This window comes from Ruegeria sp. H9, from assembly GCF_056532915.1.
Genome location: NZ_JBQFNX010000001.1, coordinates 18,308 through 34,633, shown reverse-complemented (window position 1 = coordinate 34,633; position 16,326 = coordinate 18,308). Strand labels below are relative to the sequence as shown.

General features: G+C 56.8%; 17 protein-coding genes. 8 read left to right on the top strand and 9 right to left on the bottom strand.

All coding sequences use genetic code 11. The features are described from left to right. Positions 1–39: 39 nt before the first annotated feature. The 3 genes from polA to ACR0CZ_RS00140 all read right to left on the bottom strand — a co-directional run bounded on the left by polA (position 40) and on the right by ACR0CZ_RS00140 (position 3,838). Positions 40–2,841 (bottom strand): DNA polymerase I, encoded by a 2,802-nt coding sequence (gene polA, locus ACR0CZ_RS00150; RefSeq protein ID WP_480537150.1) that lies wholly within the window; start codon positions 2,839–2,841, stop codon positions 40–42. A 104-nt stretch (positions 2,842–2,945) separates the two neighbouring features. Beyond that, on the bottom strand, positions 2,946–3,608 hold the full coding sequence (locus tag ACR0CZ_RS00145; RefSeq protein ID WP_480537151.1) for a YrbL family protein: 663 nt from the start codon (positions 3,606–3,608) through the stop codon (positions 2,946–2,948). A gap of 44 nt (positions 3,609–3,652) precedes the next feature. Then, entirely contained in the window at positions 3,653–3,838 is a 186-nt protein-coding gene (locus ACR0CZ_RS00140) for a zinc-finger domain-containing protein (RefSeq protein ID WP_170426216.1), read from the bottom strand. An 87-nt stretch (positions 3,839–3,925) separates the two neighbouring features. Here ACR0CZ_RS00140 and ACR0CZ_RS00135 point away from each other — a divergent pair, with 87 nt between their 5' ends. Then, positions 3,926–4,918, top strand: a complete 993-nt coding sequence (locus ACR0CZ_RS00135; RefSeq protein WP_480537158.1) for an ABC transporter ATP-binding protein — start codon at positions 3,926–3,928, stop codon at positions 4,916–4,918. Here the strand turns inward: ACR0CZ_RS00135 and ACR0CZ_RS00130 are convergent. Continuing rightward, positions 4,915–5,382: a DUF1203 domain-containing protein gene (locus ACR0CZ_RS00130; RefSeq protein WP_480537152.1), complete on the bottom strand. Its 468-nt coding sequence runs from the start codon at positions 5,380–5,382 to the stop codon at positions 4,915–4,917. The genes ACR0CZ_RS00135 and ACR0CZ_RS00130 overlap by 4 nt on opposite strands. Before the next feature lie 196 nt (positions 5,383–5,578). Between ACR0CZ_RS00130 and ACR0CZ_RS00125 the strand changes: the two genes are divergently transcribed. Continuing rightward, positions 5,579–6,517, top strand: a complete 939-nt coding sequence (locus ACR0CZ_RS00125) for a DMT family transporter (RefSeq protein ID WP_170408579.1) — start codon at positions 5,579–5,581, stop codon at positions 6,515–6,517. 54 nt (positions 6,518–6,571) lie between these two features. On the opposite strand, the gene ACR0CZ_RS00120 is transcribed toward ACR0CZ_RS00125, so the two are convergent. Next, positions 6,572–7,684 (bottom strand): S-(hydroxymethyl)glutathione dehydrogenase/class III alcohol dehydrogenase, encoded by a 1,113-nt coding sequence (locus tag ACR0CZ_RS00120; protein ID WP_170394983.1) that lies wholly within the window; start codon positions 7,682–7,684, stop codon positions 6,572–6,574. Between the two features lie 129 nt (positions 7,685–7,813). Between ACR0CZ_RS00120 and ACR0CZ_RS00115 the strand changes: the two genes are divergently transcribed. Continuing rightward, positions 7,814–8,101: an I78 family peptidase inhibitor gene (locus tag ACR0CZ_RS00115; protein WP_170394986.1), complete on the top strand. Its 288-nt coding sequence runs from the start codon at positions 7,814–7,816 to the stop codon at positions 8,099–8,101. Positions 8,102–8,103: 2 nt separating this feature from the next. On the opposite strand, the gene ACR0CZ_RS00110 is transcribed toward ACR0CZ_RS00115, so the two are convergent. Continuing rightward, complete coding sequence (locus ACR0CZ_RS00110; protein WP_170394989.1) at positions 8,104–8,829, bottom strand: SDR family NAD(P)-dependent oxidoreductase; 726 nt, start codon at positions 8,827–8,829, stop codon at positions 8,104–8,106. A gap of 185 nt (positions 8,830–9,014) precedes the next feature. On the opposite strand from ACR0CZ_RS00110, the gene ACR0CZ_RS00105 reads away from it, so the two are divergent. The 5 genes from ACR0CZ_RS00105 to ACR0CZ_RS00085 are packed head-to-tail and all read left to right on the top strand — an operon-like array spanning position 9,015 to position 13,215. Then, on the top strand, positions 9,015–10,343 hold the full coding sequence (locus ACR0CZ_RS00105) for an FAD-dependent oxidoreductase (protein WP_170394992.1): 1,329 nt from the start codon (positions 9,015–9,017) through the stop codon (positions 10,341–10,343). Continuing rightward, positions 10,300–10,839, top strand: coding sequence for a hypothetical protein (locus ACR0CZ_RS00100; protein ID WP_170394996.1), 540 nt, complete (start codon positions 10,300–10,302; stop codon positions 10,837–10,839). The genes ACR0CZ_RS00105 and ACR0CZ_RS00100 overlap by 44 nt, the downstream gene beginning before the upstream one ends. Continuing rightward, positions 10,839–12,062: an MFS transporter gene (locus tag ACR0CZ_RS00095; protein WP_170394998.1), complete on the top strand. Its 1,224-nt coding sequence runs from the start codon at positions 10,839–10,841 to the stop codon at positions 12,060–12,062. Before ACR0CZ_RS00100 ends, ACR0CZ_RS00095 begins: the two co-directional genes overlap by 1 nt. Then, on the top strand, positions 12,059–12,676 hold the full coding sequence (locus tag ACR0CZ_RS00090) for a DUF3833 domain-containing protein (protein ID WP_170395001.1): 618 nt from the start codon (positions 12,059–12,061) through the stop codon (positions 12,674–12,676). Before ACR0CZ_RS00095 ends, ACR0CZ_RS00090 begins: the two co-directional genes overlap by 4 nt. Then, positions 12,673–13,215: a DUF3833 domain-containing protein gene (locus ACR0CZ_RS00085; protein ID WP_170395003.1), complete on the top strand. Its 543-nt coding sequence runs from the start codon at positions 12,673–12,675 to the stop codon at positions 13,213–13,215. The genes ACR0CZ_RS00090 and ACR0CZ_RS00085 overlap by 4 nt, the downstream gene beginning before the upstream one ends. A 36-nt stretch (positions 13,216–13,251) precedes the next feature. Here the strand turns inward: ACR0CZ_RS00085 and ACR0CZ_RS00080 are convergent, their stop codons facing one another. The 3 genes from ACR0CZ_RS00080 to ACR0CZ_RS00070 all read right to left on the bottom strand — a co-directional run bounded on the left by ACR0CZ_RS00080 (position 13,252) and on the right by ACR0CZ_RS00070 (position 16,204). After that, the gene (locus tag ACR0CZ_RS00080) at positions 13,252–14,040 is read right to left on the bottom strand and encodes an ATP-binding cassette domain-containing protein (RefSeq protein ID WP_170395006.1); all 789 of its coding nucleotides are present in this window, start codon (positions 14,038–14,040) and stop codon (positions 13,252–13,254) included. Position 14,041: 1 nt separating this feature from the next. Beyond that, a complete protein-coding gene (locus ACR0CZ_RS00075) occupies positions 14,042–15,166 on the bottom strand; it encodes an ABC transporter permease (protein WP_170395008.1) in 1,125 nt (374 codons plus the stop codon). Positions 15,167–15,253: 87 nt separating this feature from the next. Further along, on the bottom strand, positions 15,254–16,204 hold the full coding sequence (locus ACR0CZ_RS00070) for a sugar ABC transporter substrate-binding protein (RefSeq protein ID WP_170395010.1): 951 nt from the start codon (positions 16,202–16,204) through the stop codon (positions 15,254–15,256). Between the last annotated feature and the right edge of the window lie 122 nt (positions 16,205–16,326).

Sequence of the window (16,326 nt, the reverse complement as noted above, 5' to 3'; positions counted from 1 at the left end):
GCAAAGAGGGCCCGCAGGGCTTGATGAGCAGCGCCGCCCCTAATGGGCCTCGGCCCAGTTCGCGCCTTGTCCGGCATCCGCGACCAGCTTGATATCCAGCTTCACTGCCGGATCAGCCGCCCCTTCCATCACCGCGCGCGCGACCGAAATGGTTTGATCCACAGCCTCTTCAGCCACTTCGAACAGCAGCTCGTCATGCACCTGCAACAGCATCTTGGCGGGCAAGCCGTTGATCGCATCCGGCATCCTCACCATCGCGCGCCGGATCACATCTGCTGCCGTCCCTTGGATCGGAGCATTGATCGCAGCACGACGCGAGAACCCCGCATGCGGCCCCTTGGCATTGATCTCGGGTGTATGGATTTTCCGGCCGAACAGGGTCTGGACATAGCCATTCTCTTTGGCAAACGCGATCGTGTCGTCCATATAGCGCCGGATGCCCGGGAAACGTTCGAAATAGCGATCGATGAAACCCTGCGCATCCGCCCGGGGAATGCGCAGATTGCGCGCCAACCCAAAGCCCGAAATGCCGTAGATCACACCAAAGTTGATCGCCTTGGCCTGACGACGGATATCCGGCGTCATCTCGTCCAACGGAACATCAAACATCTCGGACGCTGTCATTGCGTGAATGTCCAATCCATCCGCAAACGCCTGTTTCAGGGTCGGAATATCGGCGATATGGGCCAGTATCCGAAGCTCAATCTGGCTGTAATCAAGGCTGACCAGCACATTGCCCGGCTCGGCAATGAACGCCTCACGTATGCGCCGACCTTCCTCAGTCCGCACCGGAATGTTTTGCAGGTTCGGATCGGTCGAGGCCAAACGGCCCGTATTCGCCCCCGTAATCGAATATGACGTATGCACCCGGCCCGTATCAGGATTGATATGGGTCTGCAGCGCGTCCGTATAGGTCGATTTCAGCTTGGAGAGTTGCCGCCAGTCCAGCACCCGGCGCGGCAGTTCATGTTCGGTCGCAAGGTCCTCAAGAATGTCCGCCCCGGTCGAGTACTTCCCGGTCTTGCCCTTCTTGCCGCCCTCAAGCCCCATTTTGTCGAACAGGATTTCACCCAGTTGCGCTGGCGAACCGACGTTAAAGTTCTCACCCGCCAATTCGTGGATTTCAGCCTCTAATCCGGCCATCTTCTGCGCAAATGCATTTGACATTCGGCTGAGAACATCGCGATCGACCTTGATGCCATGCATCTCCATTTCTTTGAGAACCGGCACCAATGGACGTTCAAGTGTTTCATACACCGTCGTCACCTGCACCTGATGCAACTGCGGCTTGAACAATTTCCACAGGCGAAGGGTGATGTCCGCATCCTCGGCAGCGTAGGCCGTGGCCTCGTCAATCGGCACCTTGTCGAAAGTGATTGCAGACTTGCCCGAGCCAAGCAGAGGTTTGATGGGAATCGGCGTATGGCTCAGATAGCGTTCAGATAGCGTATCCATGCCATGCCCATGCTCACCGCCATGCATGGCGTAGGACATCAGCATCGTGTCGTCGATGGGGGCGACGTCGACGCCATATCGCTTAAAGATTTTGGCATCGTATTTCATGTTCTGTCCGATCTTCAGGATCGACGGATCCTCAAACATCGGTTTCAGCAAGTTTAGAGCCGCATCCAGCGGCATCTGTCCATCGGCCAGCGCATCCGATCCGAACAGATCATCGGTCGCGCTTTCACGGTGAGTCAACGGGATGTAACAAGCCTCACCCGCCTCGACACATAGCGAAATCCCGACCAAATCGGCGATCATCTCATTCAAGCCGGTGGTCTCGGTATCCACCGCAACCCAGCCGCGCTCGTAGGCCTGATCGATCCATTTCTGCAATGCCGCTGCATCGCGCACGCATTCGTATTTCGATGCATCAAATGGGACGTCTTCGGCCTGTGACTCCGCCTCAGGCGTGGTTATCTCGGGGATGACGGGGGACTCGACGCCCAGCTTGTCAGCAATGCGTTTGGTAAGCGTACGAAATTCCATCTCTGCCAGAAACTTCATCAAAGTCTCAGCATCGGGATCCTTCACCTCAAGGTCATCCAGAGTGAAATCCAACGGTGTGTTTTCATCCAATTGCACAAGTTTCTTCGAAAGCTCGATCTGGTCGCGCTTTTCGATCAGAGTCTGGCGGCGCTTGGGCTGTTTGATCTCTTCAGCGCGATCCAGCAAGGTTTCCAGATCGCCATATTCATTGATCAACAGCGCCGCCGTCTTCACACCAATGCCCGGAGCGCCCGGTACGTTATCCACCGAATCCCCGGCCAAAGCCTGCACATCGACAACCCGCTCGGGCCCGACGCCGAACTTCTCAACCACCCCGTCGCGATCGACGCGCTTGTTCTTCATCGCATCCAGCATCTCGACACCGCCACCCACAAGCTGCATCAGGTCTTTGTCAGAACTGACAATGGTCACCCGCCCACCGGCCTCACGTGCCTGAACGGCGAGGGTCGCGATAATGTCGTCGGCTTCATAGCCTTCAAGTTCTTTGCAGGCGATGTTGAACGCTTTGGTGGCTTCGCGAGTCAGCGGCATTTGCGGGCGCAAATCCTCAGGCATCGCTTCACGGTTGGCCTTGTAGAGATCATACAGATCATTACGGAACGTATGCGAGCCCTTGTCGAAGATCACCGCAACATGGGTCGGCGCATCCGGCCCGGCGTTCCCTTCGACATATTTCTGCAGCATATTGCAGAACCCCGATACCGCCCCAATTGGTAGCCCATCCGATTTCCGCGTCAACGGCGGTAAAGCGTGATAGGCGCGGAAGATAAAGGCTGATCCATCAATCAGATGCAGATGGCAGCCTTTTCCGAATTGGGTGGTGGTCATATGAGGCTCCTGCGCTGGGTTGCGCCAAGTTGTACATAAGGGCTGCACGAAAGACGAGGCCACCTGGCCAATTCGTTGCGACCTAATTTGCCCGTGGTCTGGTCTTAGCTATTCGAAAAAGTGCGCTTATCCGCATTCCAAGCCAAACCTGCTTTTTGCGCGATCAACGCGAATTGTTTGTTCAGCGAGCGATCATTCAGACGTTGGGACAGGCTGCGCAGTGGGATGAGGTTCCGCTCACCATATCCATCGATCAGGAAACAGGCCGGACCAGCGCCCCTTGTCCCGAAGACAATATTCGAACTTTTGACGTCGCGGGCGACGATGTGAAGGTCAAACATCTGCCCGACGAATGCATTCAGCGCATCTAAAACCGGGGCGTCCAATCCACTACGGCAGACTTCATACAGCTTTGGTGCAAGCCCGCCATCAAGGCCAGAAATGCGCTCAACCACAACCCCCGCCCCATGCGTCGTCTGAACCACGCCCAACATCCTGGACAGGGGTGAACGCTCAATTTCTGTCCCGAGTTTCAGCGATACCCGCAGCTCGCATTCCAGCTCTTTTAGCGTGCTGCGATACTGCGCCTCGGGGAACAGTTTCCATGCCAGTCGCTTGCCAAGCCTGTGCGAGACACGATCTTGGGACCGGGTAAAAACTTTGATCAGAAGGTCAGGATGACCGGGAAAGTCATAGACACTGCGCACAGTCCCGTTCGCGATTGGCTGGCTGTCGGAAAGGTCAATCGTTTTGGCTGTGAACAGCATTATCCATCCTCGCCAGTTACGACCGCCTGCCGTCCTGATCGCCCTTACGCGTCCTGACCAGAGTCCTCACCACGCAGCACGTATTTGCAATCGCAATAGGGGCACTCGACCCAACCAGTGTCTTCGGGAATCTGCAGCCAGACGCGCGGATGACCCAGCGCACCCTCGCCACCATCGCAGGCGACGCGGGTATTTTCGACAATCTTGGTTTCCGGCGCTTCGATGGTCACGGCTGGCGATCCTTCTTTGGTTGTCGGCCTCGCGGGCATGTATTAGGTGCGTTTATGGGCGATGAGCAAACCGGGGGCAAGGGCCACATGTCCGATGCGGCAATCACAATCAGATCACTGCGCAAGACCTATCGCGGCGGCAAGGGCCAGCCCGAGAAACAGGCTTTGAAAGGGATCGACCTGACGGTACCGCAGGGGTCCGTTTTCGGTCTGCTTGGCCCGAATGGAGCCGGCAAATCGACCCTGATCAACATTCTGGCGGGGCTGGTGGTCAAAACGTCTGGCAGCGTCTCGATCTGGGGCTTCGACCAGGATCAAAACCCGCGCCAATCCCGCGCCGCCATCGGCGTGATGCCTCAGGAATTGAACCTTGATCCGTTCTTTACACCTCGAGGCGCATTAGAAGTTCAGGCCGGGCTGTACGGTGTTCCCAAGTCTGATCGGCTAAGCGATGAGATCCTCGACCTCGTTGGCCTTGCCGACAAGGCCGAGGCCTACGCGCGCACGCTTTCGGGCGGAATGCGGCGGCGTCTGCTGCTGGCCAAGGCGCTGGTGCACCATCCCAAGATTCTGGTGCTCGACGAACCCACGGCGGGTGTGGATATCGAACTGCGACAGATGCTTTGGGCCAATGTGCGCAAGCTGAACGAACAGGGCATGACCATCATCCTGACCACGCACTATCTGGAAGAAGCGCAAGAGATGTGTGACGAGATCGCCATTATCAATCACGGCGAAAAGATCGCACAAGACAGCACGGCCAATCTGCTGGGCCGCATGGACAGCCGAACCATGGTGATCGTGCCGGATAGCCCCATACAGACTCTGCCTGTAGCGGATAACGTGATTGCAGCGCAACGTGAGAACGGCGACCTTGTGCTGCAATACCACAGCAACCTAACTACAGCCGAGCAGGTGCTGGAATCCGTACGTCAGGCCGATATTCGCATCCAGGACGTCCGCACTGAAGAAGCTGATCTTGAGGATGTGTTCCTTGCGTTGACCTCCAGTCGGGTCGACGACGCAACTGTCAACGACCCGAACCAACCACATCGGGGGATGCACCGCGTCAAGCTTTAGACACGATCGATCCGTGCGTGATAACAGTTGTTCAGAGCAGATCGGATGTGGATGTAAGCGACATCAACGCGGGAGAAGATTTTTTCAGCCGCCTCATGCAACTGCGCCTGCGGGGTGATAATCCCGGTTCCATAGACAATTCGGTCGTCCGGACCATACCCTTTGATCAGGTAGTTGGGCGAGTCGGTCAACGCCTCGGGCAGCACATCCTCACTTTCATAGCGCGCGCAGGGGTCGGCACAAAGGAAGATCGGTCCAGTCTCTGCATAAGGCTGCGTTTCCGGGAAGGGTCGGTGCGCCAACACCAGCATCTCTTTGCCTTCCGGTATGTATTTCAAACAATGTCGGCATGGGTTGCCCGCCCCATTGGAAATCGCACGCTCCGGTGGGTTTCCATATCCATCCGGCGCACCGGCGCGATATGCCTGAACCTGCTGTGTTGGTAGGGCTGAAATTCCGTGCATGATGTTTCTCCTTGATTTGAGATGATCATGGCAATCGCTTGTTTTGGACTCGACCCGTTTCCTGCGTATTGCAAAATCTGCAACCCTGCTTGCAAAAGAATGTTAGCGATAAAATAAGGGCTACCCGTCAGACCAATTTGGGTCTAAGCAAACATCAAACACCCCAAACGATCCATCTATGATTGAGGCTTTTGTCATGAGCGCTCAGAACTCCACCCTTCGTGGGCTTGCCTTTGCGTTCTTAGGCTTTGCCGTCTTCGCGACGCATGACGTGCTGATCAAGGTGCTGGGTGGCACCTATTCGGTTTTGCAGATCATCTTCTTTGCGACGCTGTTTTCCTTTGTCCCTATGGCAGTAACAATTCTGGCCGATCGGACCACTGGGAATTTCCTGCCGCGGCATCCGTGGTTGGTGCTGTTGCGATCAGCGACGATGATCATGGCCATGTCTTGTGCCTTCTACGCTTTTTCGGTGCTGCCGCTGGCCGAAGTCTATTCCCTGCTATTTTCCTTCCCGCTGATCGTAACTGTTCTGTCGATTCCGATTCTGGGTGAGGTGGTCCGAGCCCAAAGGTGGGCGGCCGTGGGCGTCGGCCTGATCGGCGTCCTGATCGTCCTGCGCCCTGGCGCGACCGAAATCACCCTGGGCCATTTAGCGGCCCTGGCAGCAGCCTTCTGCAGCGCATTTGCTTCGGTTCTTGTCCGCAAAATCGGGAATGAAGAACGCTCTGCCGTCCTGATCCTTTATCCTATGCTGCTGGCCATCGCCGTCATGAGCGTCGCCCAACCGGCAGTTTATCAACCACCATCATTGCTGCATCTGGCGATGATGGCGTTTGTCGGGGTGTTCTCGGTAATCGCACAGCACCTGATCATCCTTGCTTATCGCGCCGCCCCCGCCGGCGTCATTGCCCCCAGTCAATACAGCCAGATCATCTGGGCCACGATCTTCGGCGTGATTTTCTTTGGCGAGCACCCGGATATCTGGGTCGCCGTTGGCGCAAGTATCATCATCGCATCAGGTGTTTTCGTGGTTTGGCGAGAGAGCCGATCAAATACTACCTCTGCTAATACGCCTGTGCTGCGCGTCAGGTCGCCCCGGTCAGATACTGGAGCGACGAGGCCCGGAGAATAAGAAACGGCGCGCATTGCAGCGCGCCGTGCAATCCATTTCAGCCCTTATAGAGCCTTAGTAGACGACCACTGATCGGATACTCTCGCCCTTATGCATCAGGTCGAAACCGTGGTTGATGTCATCCAGGCCCATGGTGTGGGTAATCATGGGGTCGATCTCGATCTTCCCGTCCATGTACCAATCCACGATTTTCGGGACGTCGGTGCGTCCACGCGCTCCGCCAAACGCGGTGCCACGCCATGAGCGGCCTGTTACCAGTTGGAATGGACGAGTCGAGATTTCAGCGCCCGCAGGTGCCACACCGATGATGATCGATTCACCCCAGCCCTTGTGAGCCGATTCCAGTGCCGCTCGCATTACGCCGACATTGCCTGTGGCGTCAAAGGTATAATCCGCGCCGCCCTTGGTCAGGTTGACCAGATACGGCACCAGATCACCTTCGACCTCAGAGGGGTTCACGAAATCCGTCATGCCGAACTTGGTCGCCATTTCCACCTTGGCTGGATTCAAATCAACGCCCACGATCTGATCCGCGCCAGCCAGACGCAGGCCCTGAATCACGTTCAGGCCGATACCGCCCAAACCGAACACGATGGCACGGCTGCCAATTTCTACTTTTGCAGTGTTGATCACCGCGCCAATTCCGGTGGTCACGCCGCAGCCGATATAGCAGATCTTGTCAAAGGGCGCGTCCTCACGCACTTTGGCGAGCGCGATTTCAGGCAGAACCGTATGGTTCGAGAAGGTCGAGCAGCCCATGTAGTGCAGGATCGGATCGCCATCCAACGTAGAAAAACGCGAGGTGCCATCCGGCATGAGGCCCTGGCCTTGGGTTTCGCGAATTGCCTGGCACAGGTTGGTCTTGGGATGCAGGCAGTATTCGCACTCACGACACTCGGGCGTATAGAGCGGGATGACGTGATCGCCGGGTTTCAGGCTGGTTACACCCGGGCCGACCTCAAGCACGACACCTGCGCCTTCATGGCCCAGAATGGCGGGAAACAAGCCTTCAGGGTCGGCGCCCGACAGGGTGAATTCATCGGTATGGCAAATGCCTGTCGCCTTGATCTCGACCAGAACCTCGCCCGCTTTGGGGCCTTCAAGGTTTACGTCCATCACTTCCAAAGGTTTGCCTGCCTGAACGGCGACGGCGGCACGGGTACGCATGGTGCTTGTCTCCCTGTCTGTTTTGCCCGACCCTGCGTCAAATACAGGGTTTTTTCAACTGCGCTTTCATGACAGGTTGGCTAAATCTTTGATATTTCAGAAACGACATCACCAGAAAGCCCTGCGCCAATGTACCGTTTATTTCCGATCCTAATTCTTCTGACCGCATGTTCTGAGACCTCTGCACCGCAGGACGCGGCGCTTGAACTAGAGGAGGCACCGGTTGATCTTGCATTTTGTAAGGGAGAACCGTTTGCGAACACCATTGGTGAGCCGGTTTCAACCATACAAGCCCAACTGCCTGAACGGTCGCGCGTTCTGGGCCCGGATGATATTGCCACGCAGGATTATCGCATCGACCGGCTGAACGTTTATGTGAACGGCGCAGGCACAATTCAGAGGCTTACTTGCGGATAGGGTCACTTTCCCCGGTACACCAGAATATCGGGCAAATAATCGATCAAGCGCACAACCCATGAGAACGGTATCGGGAAATCGGTTCGAAACCGGCGACGGGACATGGCGCGCAATACGCGATCGGCCGCATCTTCGGGTGTCATCAGCATCGGCATTTTGAAACTGTTCTTGTCGGTCAGACGGGTCTTGATGAACCCCGGATTGACAATGCGCACCGTCACGCCTGACCCTGTCAGATCGTGCCGCATGGTCTCGGCCAGCGAGATCAGCGCAGCCTTGCTGGCCCCGTACGAGATCGCATTGGGAAGCCCATGATAACCGGCAAGCGACCCGATCAGCGTGATATCACCACTGCCTGAGCCCACAAATCCTGGGACGGTTTCACCCAACACCCGAAGCGCACCGGAATAGTTCACATCGCTTATCGCCAAAGCGGCATCGGTGTCCCAATCTGACGTACTGATCGGCTCATAGGCGCCTGCGTTGTAGACAAGCGCGTCAATTGAGCCAGCCTCCACCACAGCGCGGCGCACAGTGTCGAGATCAGTAACATCCATCGGTACAGCACGTGCATTAGGCAAGGTGCCACAGATTTCATCCAATCGCTCGGCATTGCGAGCAGAAAGGATCAAATGCGCGCCTTCGCGGCTCAGCTTTTCGGCCAAGCAACGGCCCAGCCCTTCGCTGGCGCCAATGATCCAATAGGTTTTTCCGTCAAAACTGCTCATGCGTAAGTCTTTTTTCGTACTACTAGGACGAATACGTTCTGACAGCAGCAATGGATCACGCCCAGCGCTCGTAGCATTCGGCCAGATAACACTACATAGCGCGTCGGAAAAAAACTTCTAATGCGGTTGATCCAAAGGCTCATTCCCTGCGTATCTTGTTGTAAATACCGAATAACGAGGATGGAATGTTCGACGAAACCCGGGGCGTACGCAAGAAAATCGCAGTCATAGGCGCAGGCATTTCAGGTCTCTCCGCAGCTTATTACCTTTCCGAAGACAACGATATAACCGTGTTCGAGGCTGAGCCCCGACTGGGCGGCCACGCCCGCACGGTGATGGCCGGAAAGAACGGAGATCAGCCGGTAGATACCGGTTTCATCGTCTTCAACTATGTCACATACCCCTATTTGACCCGGCTGTTTGATGAGCTGAACGTGCCGGTCACCAAAAGTGAGATGAGCTTTGGTGCAACTATCGACAATGGCCGCATCGAATATGGGTTGAACAATCTGCGCACTTTGACCGCGCAAAAGCGCAACCTCGCGCGTCCAGCCTATTACAAGATGATCGCCGATATCCTGCGGTTTGGCAAAGAGGCCCCCGAAGCCGCGCAGGACGACGACACCACGATCGGTGAGCTTGTGGATCAGCTGCGTCTCGGCCACTGGTTCCGGCACAATTATCTGATGCCGATGTGCGGCGCGATCTGGTCAACTCCGGTCGAGTTCGTCGATCAGTTCCCAGCCCGCTCGCTGGTGCAGTTCTTCCGCAATCACGCGCTGCTGGCCTCGGGCCGTGCCAATCAGCACCAGTGGTACACCGTGAAAGGCGGCAGCATCGAATATGTCCGCCGGATCGAAACTGCGCTACGTGCGCGCGGTGCTGACATCAGACTGTCCGCACCCGTGCAGCGGATCGAGCGGCATGATCTGGGCGTCACCGTCCATGCAGGAGGTGAGGCCGCTCTGTTTGACGAAATCATACTGGCAACCCATTCCGATCAGTCTCTCGCCATCTTGGGTGATGCAGCGACCGAAGCGGAAAAAGCTGCGCTCGGCGCGATTAGATATCAACCGAACAAAGCTATCCTGCACTGTGATCCCCGCCAAATGCCCAGGCGGCGTGCTTGCTGGTCCAGTTGGACCTATCGATCGCAAAAGGGCAATGTTGGGGTCACATATTGGATGAATCGGCTTCAGAATATCCCCGACAGTGACCCACTGTTTGTGACCCTGAACGCCGCATCAGACATTCCCGCGGACAAAATCTATGACGAGGTCGAGTTCGGCCATCCGGTGTTCGACAAAGCCGCCTTGCGCGCGCAAGGGCAAATCCGCGAGATGCAGGGACAGAACCGAACCTGGTTTGCCGGGGCGTATAACCGGCATGGTTTCCACGAAGACGGGATTGCCAGCGCAATGCATGTTGTCGAGCGCCTCACCGCCATCCCGCAGAGCATCGGAGCTGACAATGGTATCCCTGAAACGGACCTCGCTGTTTCGGCCAGCGTATAGAACCTGTTGCGCTGCGCTGCTGTCACTGGCGCTGATGGTCCCCGGCGGACTGGCGGCTTCGCCTTTGTCGGATGCAATCAAAGACCCTAAGCTGCGCGGCACCGGGACATTCCGTTTTCTGGGGCTGCCGCTCTATGACGCCAAGCTTTACACGCCCGGCGGTGCCGCATTCAGCTGGAACGAGAATTTCGGCCTACAATTGACCTATCGAAAAAACCTGAAACAAAAAGCGCTGGTCGAGTCGACCCGGGAAGAGATGGCCCGACAAGGCAATCCTGCGCCGACGGAAGCCCAATTGCAGGGCTGTTTTCAGGCGGTCAGCAAAGGCGATAGCTACCTGGCCATCGCGCAAGGCCCCAACAACGTCAGCTTCTGGCGCAACGGAAGCAAAACCTGCACCCTGACAAATCCGGGTATCACACGCAGCTTCATGTCAATTTTTCTGGGTAACAATACACGATCCGCCTCGTTCACACAGCAGTTGAAGGGGCAGTGATGCTGTACCCGCGTGTCAGCCTCTATGCGCTGATGCTTGCTGCAGCAGGTATCCCGCTTTACATCCACCTGCCGCGCTTTGCCGCCGTGAATCTCGGTATCGGGCTGGGGGTGATTGGCACCATTCTGCTGGTCATCCGGCTGGTCGATCTAGTGCAAGATCCACTGATTGGCTGGGCCATTGATCGCTGGCCCGGTGGGCAAATGTTGTTTGCCGCCGCCTCTGCGCTGGGTCTGGCGATTGGATTCCCATTGCTGTTTGGTTTGCCAGAAGGGGCAAGTATCACCATATTAGTGTCTATTCTGATCCTGTTATTCTCGGCCTACAGCCTCGGGACCATCTTGCTTTATGGCCGCAGCGCCACGCTGGCGAAACAGGCTAGCGCGAAGGAACTGATGACACTGGCCGCCTTCCGCGAAGGCGGACAACTGACCGGAGTTATCATAGCAGCCGCAGCACCCGCTGTGTTCGTGGCGCTCGGCGCAGCCGCGCAGGGGTATCCGGCCTTTGGAATGTTTCTCGGGCTTCTGAGCGTTGTGACTCTGGCTGTTACCCTGCCAATGTGGCGACGCACGCCGATCACCGGTCAAGGGCTGTCCTTTGCAGGCCTAGGACAGGCTGGGGCTTTACGTCTGCTTGCCCTTGCGTTGGTCAACAGCCTGCCCGTCGCCATCACCTCGACCCTGTTTCTGTTCTTTGTTGAAGATCGGCTGCAACTGCCAGGCAAAGCGGGGCCATTGCTGATCCTGTTCTTCCTCAGCGCCGGGCTCAGCGTTCCGTTCTGGGCCAGGCTCAGCAATCGGATTGGCCCGAAACAGACTCTGATGATCGCCATGCCGCTGGCCATTCTCGGCTTTGTCGGGGCCGCTCTTCTAGCCCCTGGGAATCTCGTCGGTTTCGCCATCATATGCCTCGCATCCGGCGCGGCGCTTGGGGCGGACATGGTTGTCCTGCCCGCAATGTTCTCGGTCGTACTGACCCGGGCCGGGCTGAACGCATCTGCTGCGTTCGGCATCTGGTCTTTCGCAGGTAAGCTGGGTCTAGCTCTGGCCGCCTTTTTCACACTGCCGCTACTGGAACGCAGCGGCTTTACACCTGGACAGGCCAATTCTGCCGAGGCTTTGAATACACTCACCCTCGCCTATGCGGTGCTGCCCTGCATCTTGAAACTCGGAGCGTTTGGCATGGTCCTGACCCTCCCGACAGAGGTCTCTGCCAAATGAAAACGCTCCTGATCTGTCTGCTTGCGATTTTTGCGCTGTTTGCTGTGAAGAACCGGTTCCTCAGTTTCCGCTCGCAATCACCTTCCGACTACAGCGGAACCGGGCCTGAGTTTTCGCTGAAGAAGAACCTGAATGGAGAGATCCTGTCGGAAGGGCTGATCTATGGCCCTAACGGCAAGATGTCGAACAGCTTTGTCGCGCGTATGGTCGGCGAATGGGATGGCAACACCGGTACGCTTTCCGAGTATTTCACTTATTCCAACGGCAAACAGATGACCCGCAAATGGCATCTGACGTTGGGCACGGGCAACACTTTCACCGCAACAGCGGACGATATTGTCGGCGAGGGCAAAGGCGTGATTTCGGGCTCAACCGTCAAGCTGACCTATCGCATCATCCTGCCCGAGGACGCGGGCGGGCATACACTGGATGTGACCGACTGGATGTATCTGACGGAGAACGGTGTAATCATGAACCGGTCCGAGATGCGAAAATTCGGGATCAAGGTGGCCGAGCTGGTCGCCACGATGCGCCCTGCGCCTGAAGTGAAATCCACCCAGCTGCATGGCGCAAACGGCCACGATACAGACTCTGAGCTGAGGGTTTTGCAATGATCGCCCGCCGTACCCTTATTGCAGGTGTCGCGATCGCGGGGTTGGCCATCCTCGCCGCATGCTCGGCCAAACCGCGTATACCAAAATCGTTTCTGTCAGATCGTCAGCTGAACCTTGAAGAGTTCTTCGAAGGTAAGACTGTCGCTTATGGTCAGTTTCAGGATGTACTAGGTAATGTCCCGCGTCGCTTCCAGGTCGATATTGACGGCACATGGGACGGAGAGACTCTGACGCTTGTCGAAGATTTCGTCTATGACGATGGTGCGACCGAACAAAGGATCTGGACCCTGACCAAGACCGGCGATGACACCTGGACCGGCACCGCTCCCGGTGTGCTGGGCACAGCCAGTGGGGTCGAAAGAGGCGATACGTTTAACTGGAAGTACAAAATCGACCTGCCCGTCAAAGACGGCACAATGCGTGTCAATTTCGATGACTGGATGTGGTTGTTGTCGGATGACCGGTTATTGAACCGAGCCTATGTTTCGCGTTTTGGCGTAAGGCTGGGTGAAGTCATATTGTACTTCGAGAAGAAGTAGTCACCCCGCCAGCACAGCCAGCGGGGCAAAAAAGTATCAGACGGTTCCGCCCAGACTGCCTTCAAGCTCGACCATCTCCTGACCACCGGCCATCAGGTCCTGCAGCTCTTCCGGGGTGATCTGGCCACGCTGCGCCGTACCCAGCGTTTGACCGCGGTTGAGTACCGTGAACCGGTCCCCCACTGCCAACGCATGGCGGACGTTATGAGTAATAAAGACCACTGCAATACCCTGCTTGCGCACCTTGTCGATGGTCGCCAGAACGTTGGCTGTTTGGCGCACCCCAAGGGCCGAGGTCGGTTCATCCAAGATCAGAACCTTCGCGCCGAAATGCACCGCCCGCGCGATGGCGACGGTCTGGCGTTCACCACCTGACAGCGTGCCCACCGCCTGATCGGGTCCGCGCAGGTTGATCCCCATTTTCTTCATCTCTTCCATCGTGACCTTGTTGGCATAGTCATGATCAAAAAAGTGAAGAGGTCCGACCTTCTTTACCGGCTCATTGCCCATGAAGAAGTTGCGCGAGACCGACATCAACGGGATCATGGCCAGATGCTGGTGCACGGTTGCGATCCCGGCCTCGATGGCATCACGCGGGTCGGCGAAATGCATGGGGTGGCCTTCGAACAGAATCTCTCCGTGCGTAGGCTGGTGCACGCCCGACATGGTTTTGATGAAGGTCGACTTGCCCGCACCGTTGTCGCCGAGAAGGCAGTGACATTCACCGGGAAACACGTCCACCGAGACACCCGCCAGCGCGATCACGCTGCCGAAGTGCTTTTCGATGTTTTTCATCTGGATGATGGGTTCATGTTCGGGATTCATATCAACGCTCTCCCGTGATGATGCGGCGAATATAGGTGTTGAGGATCACAGCCCCCAGCAGGATCACCCCAAGGAAGACCCGGAACAGCGAGCTTTCGACACCGGCAAAGAACAACCCCTGTTGCACCACGCCAAAGATCAACGCGCCCAGCGCCGCGCCCAGTACCGAGCCGTATCCTCCGGTCAGAAGCGCGCCGCCGATGACCACGGCGATGATCGCCTCGAACTCTTTTAGCAGACCCCGGTCAGCACCAGCCGATCCGAACTCCATCACCTGGCAGACAGCGAAGACAGTGGCGCAGAAGGCCGTGAACATAAACATCAGAATCTTGACCCGGTTCACAGGCACACCCGAGTTGCGCGCCGCCTCAGCATCCCCGCCCGAGGCGAAGATCCAGTTGCCGAACCGCGTTTTGGTGAGCAGCACGTGACCAAAGATGATCAGTGCGATCGCCCAAACGATCAGCATTGGAATACCATCCACAACTGGCTGACCGGCGCGAGTGCCACGCTCGAATACGGCGATGATCCCGGCATCCCCGAGCCATTGGAACAATCCCTGCAAAATTTTACCACCAAAGATCGGCGCCAGCCAATCGCCTTCGGCCGCGTCCTTTACGCCGCCAATGATAGTTTTACGCTCGATCACCTGCGGCAGGAAGATGGTGAAGCCGCGCAAGATGAACAGGAAGGCCAGCGTTACGATAAAGCTAGGCAGCCCAGTCCGGATCACGATCCAACCGTTCAGCGCGCCGATTGCCACCGCCATCGCAAACGTGACGATAATGGCCATCCAGACCGGCCACGCCAGCGTGACCGAAAAAATTGCGATCATCATGCCCGAAAAGCCGATCATCGATCCGACTGACAGGTCAAACTCACCCGCGATCATCAGAAGGCAGGCACCCACGGCGATGATCATGAACTGCGCCGAGACAACCGACCAGTTCATCATGCCCTGTGCATTGAACATGCCGCTGTCAAAAGCGAACAAAAGGAAGAAGGTGAAGACGGCAACGGTGCCGACCATCCCGCCAAGTTCAGGCCGGATCAAGGCCTTGCGCAGCGGCGATATTTCTTTAATCCGTTCGTCGGTTACAGCCGTGTTTTGAGCAGACTCGCTCATTAGAACGCCCCTCCGAGTTAAGCAGTGATTTTGCGTCAGATAGTTGTTGGCGGGCGCCGCTTTGGCGGGGCGCCCGCGCTTTAAGAATCAGCGGTACTCGCCAGCAAATTCTTCGATCTTGGTCAGACCATCAGCAGTTACGAAGCCGGGACCCGAATTGATGTTGTTGCCCGGCAAAACGCCATAGCGGTGGTAGTTGGTCATCACAACAACCGGCAGGTAAGCCTGCAGGAAGGGCTGCTGATCAATTCCCCACTGGATCACGCCAGACTTGATGCCTTTGACAATCTCACCACCCAGATCGAAGGTGCCGAAATAGATGTCACCGGCCATACCATTTTCTTCCAGCGCCAGAATTGTCGGATCAGCCGAGGTTGGACCCAGTGTCAGAACCGCATCAGTATCCGGGTTCGCCGACAGATAGGCCAGCACGCGGTTCTTGATCTCGGCTGGGTCCTGGCCGGCGTCGATCATCTGATCCCCCAGTTCAATGCCCAAGCCGTCTGCAAAGCCCTGACAACGTTCCTGGCTTGAGGGCTGAACGATATAGTGGTTCACACAAAGGAACGAGCCGATGCCGTCACCCTTGGCGCGCTGGCCTGCAGCAAATCCGGCATCATATTCGGGCTGCCCCACATACATCAGGGCACCAACTTCCCGGGCCTGATCCGGCGTACCAGTGTTCATGATGATGACATCAACGCCCGCATCGACCGCTGATTTGATCGGTCCGCTCAGCACATCATAATCCGCCAACGTGGTAATGATCCCGTTCGGACCCGAAGCAGCCGCCTGATCGATAATCCGCGCCATATCAGCAAGGTCGCCAGTGGGCGGATTGCGGTATTCGACTTCGACACCCATCTGGTCGCCTGCCAGCGCGATGCCGTTCTTGATCGTGTTCCACCAGCTATCGCTGTCTGGCGCGTGGCTGACCAGAATGTATTTCTCACCTTCCGCCGCAGCGCCCGTGGCTGCGATCAGAGGCGTCGCAGCTACCGCCGCCGCCAGCGCCAACTTCTTCGTCAGTGAAGTCATGATGTCCTCCCAAAACTCATGTTATCGCGGATTGAGGCAGTCCTTCGCACCTCTCCGACTCGAGTTAGAGCATATCTGTCAAAATTTTGCAACCGGTTGCAAACGGTGTCAGATGTGTTTCA

Bases quoted from the DNA above. Each gene is read 5' to 3' on its own strand.
- polA (WP_480537150.1), bottom strand. From the start codon at position 2,841: ATGACCACCACCCAATTCGGAAAAGGCTGCCATCTGCATCTGATTGAT.
- ACR0CZ_RS00145 (WP_480537151.1), bottom strand. From the start codon at position 3,608: ATGCTGTTCACAGCCAAAACGATTGACCTTTCCGACAGCCAGCCAATC.
- ACR0CZ_RS00135 (WP_480537158.1), top strand. From the start codon at position 3,926: ATGTCCGATGCGGCAATCACAATCAGATCACTGCGCAAGACCTATCGC.
- ACR0CZ_RS00130 (WP_480537152.1), bottom strand. From the start codon at position 5,382: ATGCACGGAATTTCAGCCCTACCAACACAGCAGGTTCAGGCATATCGC.
- ACR0CZ_RS00125 (WP_170408579.1), top strand. From the start codon at position 5,579: ATGAGCGCTCAGAACTCCACCCTTCGTGGGCTTGCCTTTGCGTTCTTA.
- ACR0CZ_RS00120 (WP_170394983.1), bottom strand. From the start codon at position 7,684: ATGCGTACCCGTGCCGCCGTCGCCGTTCAGGCAGGCAAACCTTTGGAA.
- ACR0CZ_RS00115 (WP_170394986.1), top strand. From the start codon at position 7,814: ATGTACCGTTTATTTCCGATCCTAATTCTTCTGACCGCATGTTCTGAG.
- ACR0CZ_RS00110 (WP_170394989.1), bottom strand. From the start codon at position 8,829: ATGAGCAGTTTTGACGGAAAAACCTATTGGATCATTGGCGCCAGCGAA.
- ACR0CZ_RS00105 (WP_170394992.1), top strand. From the start codon at position 9,015: ATGTTCGACGAAACCCGGGGCGTACGCAAGAAAATCGCAGTCATAGGC.
- ACR0CZ_RS00100 (WP_170394996.1), top strand. From the start codon at position 10,300: ATGGTATCCCTGAAACGGACCTCGCTGTTTCGGCCAGCGTATAGAACC.
- ACR0CZ_RS00095 (WP_170394998.1), top strand. From the start codon at position 10,839: ATGCTGTACCCGCGTGTCAGCCTCTATGCGCTGATGCTTGCTGCAGCA.
- ACR0CZ_RS00090 (WP_170395001.1), top strand. From the start codon at position 12,059: ATGAAAACGCTCCTGATCTGTCTGCTTGCGATTTTTGCGCTGTTTGCT.
- ACR0CZ_RS00085 (WP_170395003.1), top strand. From the start codon at position 12,673: ATGATCGCCCGCCGTACCCTTATTGCAGGTGTCGCGATCGCGGGGTTG.
- ACR0CZ_RS00080 (WP_170395006.1), bottom strand. From the start codon at position 14,040: ATGAATCCCGAACATGAACCCATCATCCAGATGAAAAACATCGAAAAG.
- ACR0CZ_RS00075 (WP_170395008.1), bottom strand. From the start codon at position 15,166: ATGAGCGAGTCTGCTCAAAACACGGCTGTAACCGACGAACGGATTAAA.
- ACR0CZ_RS00070 (WP_170395010.1), bottom strand. From the start codon at position 16,204: ATGACTTCACTGACGAAGAAGTTGGCGCTGGCGGCGGCGGTAGCTGCG.